This is a genomic window from Sphingobacterium suaedae (genome assembly GCF_042684625.1).
Classification (GTDB): Bacteria; Bacteroidota; Bacteroidia; order Sphingobacteriales; family Sphingobacteriaceae; genus Sphingobacterium; species Sphingobacterium suaedae.
This window is the reverse complement of sequence record NZ_JBHULR010000015.1, coordinates 120,291-131,135: the sequence shown is the minus strand read 5'-3', so window position 1 is coordinate 131,135 and position 10,845 is coordinate 120,291. Positions and strand designations below refer to the sequence as shown.

Genomic DNA, 10,845 nt, shown 5'->3' with positions numbered 1-10,845 from the left:
CGGTGTTTGCCATCGTCGTGTTCGCCTTCGTGGTCTATATGGTCCCCGGTATGTGGGGGGCGCCCCTGAAATCCATATCGGCCTTCCTGCCGCCGTCGGCCACGCAGGACTTCGACCTTTCCACGGTCGGTTTTGCTGCAGCCCCCGCTCCTAGCGGTACGAAGGACAGGAAATATTATGAGATCTTCCACGAACGCGGCACACCGAAAGGGTTCGAGCCGTATTATGACTATGAAGAGGGGCTTGCCGCAGCTAAGCAAGTCGGCAAGCCGGTACTCATCGATTTTACGGGGTGGAACTGTGTGAACTGCCGCAAGATGGAAGCCAACGTGTGGACCGACCCCAAAGTGGTCGCCCTGCTCAGGAACGAATTCGTGATGGTGGAGCTATTTGTCGATGACCGCACAGAACTGGCGCCCGCCGAACAGTATACCTCCACCTATTCGGGCAAGAAGATCAATACGATCGGCAAGAAGAACAGTGATTTCCAGGCGGCGACATTTAACAGCAATTCACAGCCGCTATATGTCATCGTGGATGAGAATGGCAAGGTCTTGCTCCCTCCGAGCGGAGCCAACTATGATGTAAACAGCTATGCAGCTTACCTGCAACAGGGTATCGATTTGTATAAAAAAAGATAAGACATAATCAATCTATAACATGAAAACGATAAAAAACATTGCGGTTCTAACATCCGGTGGTGATGCTCCAGGAATGAACGCAGCTATCCGTGCTGTTGTTCGTGCAGGCATCTACAATGGGCTTAACGTGTTTGGTGTACGCAGAGGCTACGACGGTCTTGTTCATGGGGATATCATCCCCATGGATGCCAAATCGGTTGCTAATATCATTCAACGTGGTGGAACCGTACTAAAAACAGCAAGAAGCGACGAATTTAGAACTCTTGAAGGGCGTAAACAAGCCTTCGAAAATGTACAAAAACTAGGTATTGACGCCCTGGTAGCTATTGGAGGAGATGGGACTTTTACCGGAGCTTCGAAATTTATTGAAGAATTTGACATTCCAGTCATCGGCATTCCAGGAACAATCGATAATGACTTAGCTGGAACCGACTTTACAATCGGATACGATACGGCCATCAATACGGTGGTTGACGCGGTGGATAAAATCCGTGATACAGCGGAATCACACGACAGACTATTTGTCGTGGAAGTAATGGGACGGGATTCTGGTTTGATCGCCCTCCGCTCCGGTATCAGCACGGGAGCTGAAGCCGTCCTCATTCCCGAATTGGAAGTCGACTATGATGCCATCATGAAACGGCTTGATAAGACGCGGAAAAATAAATCCTCACGCATAATTATCGTGGCGGAGGGTGACAAAGAAGGCGGGCTCGTGGTAGCTGAGAAGATCCAGGAGAACTTTCCTCATTACGATGTTCGTGTATCTATCCTAGGGCATATTCAACGTGGCGGCAAACCGACCTGTATGGATCGGGTATTAGCAAGCCGTCTAGGTGTCGCGTCCGTAGAAGCACTGCTCGAAGGCCGTCGGGGCGAAATGGCCGGATTAATTTGCGGACAGGTCCAGTTTACTCCATTTGGAAAAGCAATTAAACATATTGATAAGATCAATGAGAACCTCACACGGATTGTTGAGATACTTTCTCTTTAACTCCGCTAAAATAGGTAAAAACAAAGCCGGACGGATATCCGGCTTTGATTGTCTATAATGTTACCTTCCCGGCCCTTTATTCTTTTCCTGTTCTCTGACCGACACTAAAGATGGCTCATTTCACAGCCGAGCAGGTTTATAATTTTTACTCCACTATACCTTTTAAATCAATTTCGGCGAGATGTGCGTACTGTCCCGCTTCCCCGTTACGAGGCCACGCATCTTTAAACACGAACTTGACCATTTTGATTGGTTTAGTCGGTTCAATGGAAAAATTTTTATTTTGTCCTCGTTCTGTAACCTGTATCAGATCGGATGCTACTTTTTCGTACTCATCCTCAAATTTTTCCCGAACATACACATCAAAGGTTTTCACGCCATCACTAGATCCCCCGGTTCGGTTATACAGGGTAAAACCGTCAAGGGCCATCATTTCTGCCAACGTTATCTCTACCTCATGAGGAAAAACAGTCTCCGGTTTTGCAGGATCTGGATACCAATCGGTATGCCAATGATTGTCGGAATCCGTTATCCCATCAATAAGCTTATCTGCTCCCAAAGCAGCACTGTGCTGATTGGAAGCAGTTATAATCCAGTTTTCTTTATCCTGCGCCGTGACATATTTATGGTCTATCAATTGAAACACTGTATCTTTTTCCGCCGATCGCCCTGCCGCGTCGGAAAATTTAACTTGAAAATTGATCTGACCTGCCGTTAGACCTATAGTTTGCAAGGTATCTCTTAACTTGGTTGAGCCGTCCACCCGCAACATATATTCTTTACCATTATATACATAAGACACATCGGCGTTAATCAGCGAGTGGGCATCATTATCCCAAACTACCTGTAGCTTATTATAGGTCTTCGAGAGTTCGAAATGATCAATCAGATAATCGACCAGATAAATTTTGTTGGTCGCCGTCCGTTGCACAACCTTTGATAAGGTTCCGTCTTTACCGACGTATTGCAAAGAGAATAAATATTGATCAATCTTTTCCCCTTGTATAAAATGATCCTTGGAAAAATCGGTGACTTCTATACGCTTGTCTTCACCCCCTTCATTATAAGTGATAATTGCTTTTTCCACACGATCACTCACGCCTCGCCACTCAATTTTAAATTTCAGATCATAGGTGCCCGACAAAACCACGTTTGAAGGGCCCGCGATAACAATATCCTGTTCTTCTACTTGCTCTTGTATCTGCGGAGGAAAGACAAGCAGATTTTTCTCGCACCCGGTAAGCATTCCACTAGCAAGTGCAAGAATAAGCACGCCTTTATAAAACTTCATCATCATTGCTTTATTTTAAAAACTCCAGTTCGAAATTCTTCAGAAAACTCTGTCCTTCTAATCCCCAGTTGTCGCGAATAGTGATATTGAGCCAATAGAGCGCCTGAGGCATAATATCCTGACTTTTCAACAAGATGGATTTCTCTGGATCCACATAAGGTAGGTTATTTCCGAAGACGTTATAATTCGCTTTTCCCCAGACCGGAATATCAGGCATTCCGATCACCTTGTTTTTGAAAACGGCACCCCCATCGTCCAATGTCCAATATCCCACTAGATTAGCCCTTCTGGGATGATCTTCTGCTACGCCGATACGTCTGGAATTTTCCAGCACCTCTTGATCACTTAAAGCAACGTTCCAAATATGTACATCCGCCATATAAAAATCCAGATAGGCCGATGAGAATACCTCTTGTTGAAAACCAAAAGTCAACGGACTCGTTGAACTCACAGCACCGATATTAAGAGTGGGCTCTGTTCCCGTAGCCACCAACGTCCCGTTAACGTAAAACTTTGCCGTCGGAACCCCATTTACTCTTGCAAAAACTCCGGTAAAATGCGACCATATTTCATCCACACCCAATGGACCTCCACCGATTTCAATTTTTACGTTACCATCTGCTACGAAGAAATTTACATTATTGCCGGATCGGAAAAATGACCATCCCGCTGTCGTCCCGCTACGCGCTGCCACCTTACTCAGAAATGGAGGCCAGCTATAGGAGTAATTCCCCGAAGCATTTTTGTTTACCTTTATCTTTGCTTCAACCGTTAATTCGCCAGTACGAGCAATATTATAATTCGTTTCTTCCGACGGCACCGACGTGTTTCTTCCTCGCATCACATTCTCCGCACTAGCATTATTTACATCGTAACCATAGAAGCGAGGTGCGACAAAGATGTCCGCGATCAGCTCCTGTTTAGAAAAGGAGGGGTAATGGTACAGTGTGAAAGTATTGCGCTCTTGAAAACTTGCTCCCCCATATCCGTTCTCTAACCCTCCGTGGTTAGATGTTACAATAAGCAACCATTCTTCTTTTGCATATGTGGGCCTCTCCTTCAGTGCACCTAAAACCTCACTGATATACCCGTCCACATCCGATATAGCAGCTTTATAAGTTGGGTTTTCTATTGAAAAACCACCACTTTTTCCCGCCTCTAAAACAGATGTAAACTGCAACAACATAAGATCTGGATCTGTACTCTTTAACCGAGCTACAGCACTCCCCTTCGCGGTCTCGTCACTTTCCGCTATAATCGATTCACTGGCGTCCATCAGCAGTACATTTGCTAAGCCAACATTCTGGGTAATCGCTATTGTGTTTAGCCGAGGATTTTGCTCGGTTACTCGATAGAAAACCGACGGAAAAAATTCTTCCGTACCATGGGGGTCATTTGGATCGGGATCGGGGATATAGGACTCCGATGTGATATGGTGTCTATTTGAACTTACACCCGTCATCATACTCGCCCAACTAGCTGGATCTGAAGTATTTTCATCAGCTATCGATTCAAAAGAAAATTTACTATTTTCCAATAACGACGCGATCGTCGGAGGAACCTCTTTCTTCAGTTCAGCGCCAACTAAACCGTCTATGGAGATAATTAATACTTTACGGTCAACGAGCGTTGTATCCTCGGGCTGTTCATATTCTTCGAACGTAGGAGCAGGATCCGCATACTTCGTGCAGGAAGTTGCCGTCAGCACGACACCGAAAAGCAAGCAGCCTATTACCTTATTTAATATATTCATATTCATAATTTTAGTCTACTAATCCACATCATAAAATGCTCCAAATTCCGATATAGCATGATTAGAATTTCCGCTATGGTTTGTATTTCTGAAATAGATTTTGATATAACGAATCTCTATGCTGTTTTTCAATCTAAACTCCTTCCGATCAGCATTATTCACCATCTGAAACGTATAGCCCTCTTCTAGATCTGCATCCGTGAGCGTTTGGTAGCTCATATTATCTTTGCTAATCTGGACTTCGACATCCCTTGGCCGCTGACCAGAGCTATTGGTCCGGGGAACTAAATAAAATCCTTTAACAACCTCATTTGCCTTGAGATCAAACGTTAAACTATGCGGCAAGGAAGCGGTTTTTGCTGCCCATTCACTATGCCAGAAAGTTCCTGTATTACCGTCGATTATTCGAATGGCTTGTCCATTATTGGCGCCCTCACCTGTCGGTTCCTCAGTACTCTTTGCAATAACAGCCCATTCAGTATTAAACAAGTCTATTTTAGGAGACAACGCATTTACCCCACCTTCGTCGGTCAAAGGGTTATAGGTCCATATTTCTCTTTCCATCGAAGGATATTTGATAGCCATTTCTTTTCTGGCAAACGAACTTATCCCAATGCCCCAGGCTCTAAAGAATCGTTGATAGTCACGCCCTGAGAACTCACAAAGCGTCCGATAAAAGAAATCGCGCTTTGCTTCGTCAACTGCAAAGTTAAACTCCACGTTCCGCGCCTTATTATACAAATAGGGCATAAAGGCCCAACCGTCTTCTCCATTCTTTCCAACAACACGATTATAGATCTGCAAAAATGGCACTAACTTGAAGAACGGAGCATCATCACCATTTGCATCGGTATCCGTGATTATATTTTTAGAACCAGATTTCTGCGCATATGTTAGCGCCTTAGGAAAAGCAGTAGGTAATGCCGGGTGCGCTCCCCCTACCTTGTGAATACCATTTCGGTGCAAGCCATGAAATACAAACAAATTATTTGTAGTTTCGCCTAGACCTGACCAGCTCCAGGTGCCACCCTGTTGGTAATTATGTCCAATTTCATGATATGTTCCCCAATTCTGCCCGGAACGCATCGTGCTCAAATCCACCCATTCATTTAACCAGCCCCGATCATTTGTAGCTACCCAAGGATTACCAGAATGTCCATAGCCTACAGATGGCTGTATATCCAGCACGCCGCGTTCAGGTAGGTCAGGATATTTATTTTTAAGCAAAATAGCATTTGGCGTCAATCCCATCCAATCATAATAATCCTTTTCATAAATGATATTCCATTCCTTCAACACGTCGTTGATATCAAGCAATTTACCTTCCTGAATGAGCGCGACTATTGCATTGCGCGGTACGCTAAAGGTCACGCGCTTAGATCGGAGTTCTAACCAAGGCACCTCATTTTTTAAAACATCTGCACGCCATTTCGCCGCATCCGTTACGTCATGTATAAAATCTGACGAACGAACAGCTCCTGCAATCTTTAAATCTACAGGTGTATCTCTGGAAATATTAGGCCTGATCCAGACGGTACCTCCATATAGATTTCGTATGTAGTTGACTCCCGGAAATAATTCCTTTACGGAGTAGATAATTGGATCTCGTCTTAACGGTACTTTTCCAGAAAGGTTATCCATATGGACACCGATTTGTATGGTTAAACCAATAACTCCTTGGGGCACGACCACCCGGATCAATTCACCGGCTGGAGCATATAGCCCCGTACTAAAAATAGGTGGCGGAACAACGCTGACCATACGCTCTTGGGCACTTGCATACTCGAAGTTTAGATCCATGCGAATAGTCGTATCCTTAATCCGCATCACATTGTCGCCAACTAAGCCGGGGAAGATCCGAGCTTTCGGATACAAACTCTTGTCAGCTACAAACATCGTAGTATCTGTCTCTATCGGAGATGCCGTCGAGTCTCCAGTCTGATAGCCATCAACGAAATCATATCCATACTTGCCGCAAGCGTTCATTGTCAGAATCGCAAGCAATGCGAACAAACCGTTTATATATTTTCTTTTCATGTGTATTGCTTAGCTATTATTCACGGATATCAATAAATGTAGGTGTCCAACTTCGACCATCCAATTGCCAGTTTGCCGGTGAATTAATTCCCATCCACTTATAGATCATAAATGGGAGGTCTACTGAATTCGGAACGGATCGATAATACGCATAAGAGATCGGTGGCCTGAAGAAGCTGACTACCTCCGAGAAGCTTATCCAACTGTATGGACCAGTTAATCGCATATTTTCTGCCTTACCTGTCGCTTCTGTCAATCGCCCCGTCCCAACGTCATCATAGCCTGGCCAATAACCTAATAAAGACGCATATTTGGCGTGTGCACTTGTTATTTGAGTGATTCCCGCAAACTCTTTTACTTCTTGGTCACTAAATGCCGTACCATATATTTGCAAATTGGCGATCATCCAGTCGGCCTGATCGTTGTTATTTCCATTCCAACGCCCAATGGCCAAAGGAGATGTGTTGTTCAGGTTATTTCCGTTTGCTGTTGTTCCTTGATTAAGCACCCCATCTGTAAACGCCTTAATGGAGTCAGCAGATCCCGTTCGCTTGACAACAATTGTCAGAGCGTGCCAATTCCCATCATTAATGGCGGTTCCAAACACCTGACCACCAATACTGGAGTTGAATCCCCACGCAGTGTTCCCTCCTCGGTTTTCTCCAAAAAAGTTCCATCCGGCGCCTGAAAAACCAGCAACCCGTTTCGACAAAAAAATCGGATAATTCCAAGCCCCACCAGCATTCGTTGTTTTTAGAAACAAGTTAATAGTAAAATCCTTGTCCGTTCCAAAATTAAAATTATCGGCCTGGTCTAAAATGGCATTTACGGCAGGAGAGCCCGATGTGTAACGAACAGCATTTCCAATAAATGGAATCTGCGAAGAATTAGGACGGGCCAGTACACGTTCAGCAAATTTAGCGGAATACATCAGGGTAAATGTATTGCGTGTATTATCGCCATACACCGTGTTGTCTACTTCTTCACTTTCGATGTATCCTCCTTTGTTGGATGTCACGATTACTAGCCAGTTTTCTGATTGATAGTGTTCGCGATCTTCTAAAGCATCCACTAATTGGCCAACTTTGGTGTCAGCCGCCCTGACAGCATCAGCATATTCTACATCCTCACTCGAATAAGAATTTTCGACACCAGCTTTTTCTACGTCAGCGAACTGTACGAATATCAAATCTGAATCTCCTCCTTTTATCTCAGCTAGCGCACTTGTGAGTGTTTTAGAATCATCCCCTGATGAAGTGACACGTACGGACGCGTCTTTAGCAAGTTGGTCCAAAAGAATAGCTGAGGACGTAAATGCAGCTGACTTGAATGGTGCTGAAGCATTTTTCAACCTGGTAAACAAACTGGGGAAACGTCCGAAATCAGCGTTATCAAACGAAGAAGAGACCACTCTGTGTTTTCCTGGCTCAACACCCGTTAGTAGGTTTGCCCAGCCAGATTCGTTCGTCATACGCACGACAGCCGTGTCTGCCAGTCCACCGAATGTATAGAGCGACTTGCGCTTCAATTTACGAAAATTGCTAGGTTCTAAATCTTGTACAGCTTTACCTCGCAATCCGTCAATCGTAACGAAAAGAACTTTTGACTTGCCAATATCTCTTGGTATATCTGTGGAGTATTCTTTTAGTAAGTTTGGCATATCATCATTACACGAAACAAGTGAAGAAAGACAAACCAAAAGCAGTGAAAAACCTCTCACCTGAAATCCAAACAATTTTAATATATTACATTTTATCATAGCAGGTTAATCTTTGATTTCTAACTTAACAATATTCCCCACATTAACACCTTCCGCCCGAAAGATCGATCCGCCCAATAATATCGCAGGATTCCCTAATGAGGACGTAGTCTCCAATACTTTCTCCACCCGACCAACAAATAATCCCATATTGTTATATTTCTGTTCGGCTCGACCATCGGGCTCTAGAATCAAGAGATTAGATCGTCGTACTCCATCATACAAGTTCCAACTATGGGATACCAAAATCTTTCCGCTGTTCAACATATGAGCAAACCAAATGTTCCCTTCCCCCACTTCACGTAACTTAAAGGTCGGATCAATATTACCGTTTCGGTCCATAACGACAATACCATTTGCTGGTATACCGTTAAAACTGGTAAACATGCCTGTAACCACAATTTTTCCTAGGTGCTGATTATACTGGATTGAAGAGATATCCCCATTGGGACCGGTTCCTACAGCGAAACTTTCATCACGACTTCCGTCGGCGTTTAGACGCACTATCCTGTTTGCAGCTTTTCCATTAAAGGAAGTAAAAACACCTGCCAAGATCAGCTTTTCGTCCTCTTGTATCACCGCATCCATGATACTACCGTTTGCCCCTGCATTATTGATCATGTAATTAGAATCCAAACCGCCGTCCTCCTTAAGCCGCATCACATTTCGTACTGGTGTGCGGATCTCCCGCCTAGACTCACGGGTAGAAAAACGATAATCAATACGCTTATGAAAAAAGAATGTTCCGACTGCAATCAAACGATTTCCCGAAACTGGAAAAATTCGATTGACAGTACCGGATTGAAATGTTCCTCCTCCAATACCCCCCAATGTTCCGCCATTGAAAGAAGCAACCGTGTCGATCCCGTTTTCGGGACGTTCAGGACTAGCATTCAACACATCCACTGTCGTAGAATCAAGCATTCCATTTGCATTCAGCTTGACAATATTAGAAACCTCTCGTCGATTATATTCATTAATGGATCCAGCAATGTAGTATTTATCGCCTTGTTTTGCGATACTATTTGCGATTCCCGTAATCCCACGTTGAAAATTGAACGTATTGTCGGATTTTCCTAAACTGTTGACGAAATGGATACCATTCCGATACACTGTTCCGCTCGCCTCATTTTCAAAATCGGTAAACGGTCCGATGACCACGTTCCCTCCCGATTGCGAAAGCATATCAAACACGGGTCCGTTGAACCCATTAACGATGTCAAAGTTTTCATCGACCGACACATTTCCCTCCACATAGATCGTGGGACCGGCAAAAAACTGATTCTCCATTTTAATTACAGCTCCGCCAGAACTTATTTGTTCCGGAAGCAGAACCTCGATCGTCGAATCAGTCGTTGCGATAATCTCGACCGGAGTTTCGCTAATAGAAAACTCGAACTTTCCTTCATACGCCTTCAATCCTTTAACATAGAAAGTAACAGAACTACCAGGTTCTGCGCGCTCCGGATAAGCGTAATTTTTTGTAAATGCGATTCCAAAAGGCTCACGGCCTCCGCCGTATGGATCGTCACCTAGTAGAACCTCCTTATTACAAGAAGCAAACGGTAGAGACAGAATCAGTAACCCAATACAAAAAGTGGATATAGAATATAAAGCTCTTTTCATAATTTAGTTTTTAGGAGGTTTGATGCCGCGGTTGTACGCTCTGAGGATAAAATCTTCGGAATTAAAACCAAAATTGTGCTTACTGTACTGCAATACATGCACAACACCATTCGTTGGTTGTATATCAGATGTTGCTACTGGGCCTACGGTCAATCCGCTAATTGAAAAACCGCCAAAATCACTGAAATACAATTGTCGATATCCAGCATACTTTACGATCTGCTCCACGCCATCCGCATTTTTCGTCTTAATATCATTAAAAATCACGCCGATGTGCATAGGCTCGTTGTCATACGTGTAGTAGCCTTGTCCTGGAAAAGCCTGCATATTCGTTGTGTCTAGCTGCGGAAAGTCTTTCAACACCGACTTGCCTTTCAAGATGTATTTGCTTACGAAAAAGCGCCAAACAACGGGATCTATCTGATCCAGTTCCTTGACCGTGTCCTGTCCTGAAAGATATAGAAATCGGTTTAATCCCCTTAACGTTTTTCCGATCGCTGGGTCTGGAGCTGCAAAAAAAGTTATTTCTTCGTTTCGAAGTACATTTTCAAAACCGGCAAGTTTCACAATCTGTGTCAATGTGTCAAACAGATCTTTTCTGGATTCTAAGAAATCCATCGCCGTCCCGTCAAAATTCGGGTTGTGGGTTCCGCCATCTTGATAATACTCCTTTTTACATGAGGCTAGAAGCATGAGAAAAAATGCTAATGCAGCGATATAATTGAGATAATTTTTCATAAAATC

8 protein-coding genes are annotated in these 10,845 nt (G+C 44.0%); 2 read left to right on the top strand and 6 right to left on the bottom strand.

Features of this window, described 5'->3' with window-relative positions; translation table 11 throughout:
* Both ACFSR5_RS16295 and pfkA read left to right on the top strand, forming a co-directional pair.
* Positions 1-641 (top strand): thioredoxin family protein (locus ACFSR5_RS16295; RefSeq protein WP_380905526.1); only part of this gene is annotated, 641 nt, incomplete at its 5' end.
* Positions 642-660: 19 nt separating this feature from the next.
* Complete coding sequence (gene pfkA / locus ACFSR5_RS16290) at positions 661-1,635, top strand: 6-phosphofructokinase (protein WP_380905525.1); 975 nt, start codon at positions 661-663, stop codon at positions 1,633-1,635.
* A 145-nt stretch (positions 1,636-1,780) separates the two neighbouring features.
* On the opposite strand, the gene ACFSR5_RS16285 is transcribed toward pfkA, so the two are convergent.
* From ACFSR5_RS16285 to ACFSR5_RS16260, 6 genes are all read right to left on the bottom strand, one after another.
* On the bottom strand, positions 1,781-2,932 hold the full coding sequence (locus ACFSR5_RS16285; RefSeq protein WP_380905524.1) for a discoidin domain-containing protein: 1,152 nt from the start codon (positions 2,930-2,932) through the stop codon (positions 1,781-1,783).
* A gap of 4 nt (positions 2,933-2,936) precedes the next feature.
* Positions 2,937-4,679, bottom strand: coding sequence for a LamG-like jellyroll fold domain-containing protein (locus tag ACFSR5_RS16280; protein ID WP_380905523.1), 1,743 nt, complete (start codon positions 4,677-4,679; stop codon positions 2,937-2,939).
* 18 nt (positions 4,680-4,697) lie between these two features.
* Positions 4,698-6,716, bottom strand: coding sequence for a M60 family metallopeptidase (locus tag ACFSR5_RS16275; RefSeq protein WP_380905522.1), 2,019 nt, complete (start codon positions 6,714-6,716; stop codon positions 4,698-4,700).
* 16 nt (positions 6,717-6,732) lie between these two features.
* Positions 6,733-8,376: a LamG-like jellyroll fold domain-containing protein gene (locus ACFSR5_RS16270; RefSeq protein ID WP_380905521.1), complete on the bottom strand. Its 1,644-nt coding sequence runs from the start codon at positions 8,374-8,376 to the stop codon at positions 6,733-6,735.
* A gap of 105 nt (positions 8,377-8,481) precedes the next feature.
* Positions 8,482-10,101, bottom strand: a complete 1,620-nt coding sequence (locus ACFSR5_RS16265; RefSeq protein WP_380905520.1) for a DUF5008 domain-containing protein — start codon at positions 10,099-10,101, stop codon at positions 8,482-8,484.
* A gap of 3 nt (positions 10,102-10,104) precedes the next feature.
* Positions 10,105-10,839 carry a hypothetical protein gene (locus ACFSR5_RS16260; RefSeq protein ID WP_380905519.1) on the bottom strand — a complete coding sequence of 245 codons (735 nt, stop codon included), beginning with the start codon at positions 10,837-10,839 and terminating at the stop codon, positions 10,105-10,107.
* Positions 10,840-10,845 lie beyond the last annotated feature (6 nt).

Coding starts and splice junctions, on each gene's coding strand:
- ACFSR5_RS16270 (WP_380905521.1), bottom strand. CDS start 8,376: ATGCCAAACTTACTAAAAGAATACTCCACAGATATACCAAGAGATATT.
- ACFSR5_RS16265 (WP_380905520.1), bottom strand. CDS start 10,101: ATGAAAAGAGCTTTATATTCTATATCCACTTTTTGTATTGGGTTACTG.
- ACFSR5_RS16260 (WP_380905519.1), bottom strand. CDS start 10,839: ATGAAAAATTATCTCAATTATATCGCTGCATTAGCATTTTTTCTCATG.
- ACFSR5_RS16285 (WP_380905524.1), bottom strand. CDS start 2,932: ATGATGATGAAGTTTTATAAAGGCGTGCTTATTCTTGCACTTGCTAGT.
- ACFSR5_RS16280 (WP_380905523.1), bottom strand. CDS start 4,679: ATGAATATATTAAATAAGGTAATAGGCTGCTTGCTTTTCGGTGTCGTG.
- pfkA (WP_380905525.1), top strand. CDS start 661: ATGAAAACGATAAAAAACATTGCGGTTCTAACATCCGGTGGTGATGCT.
- ACFSR5_RS16275 (WP_380905522.1), bottom strand. CDS start 6,716: ATGAAAAGAAAATATATAAACGGTTTGTTCGCATTGCTTGCGATTCTG.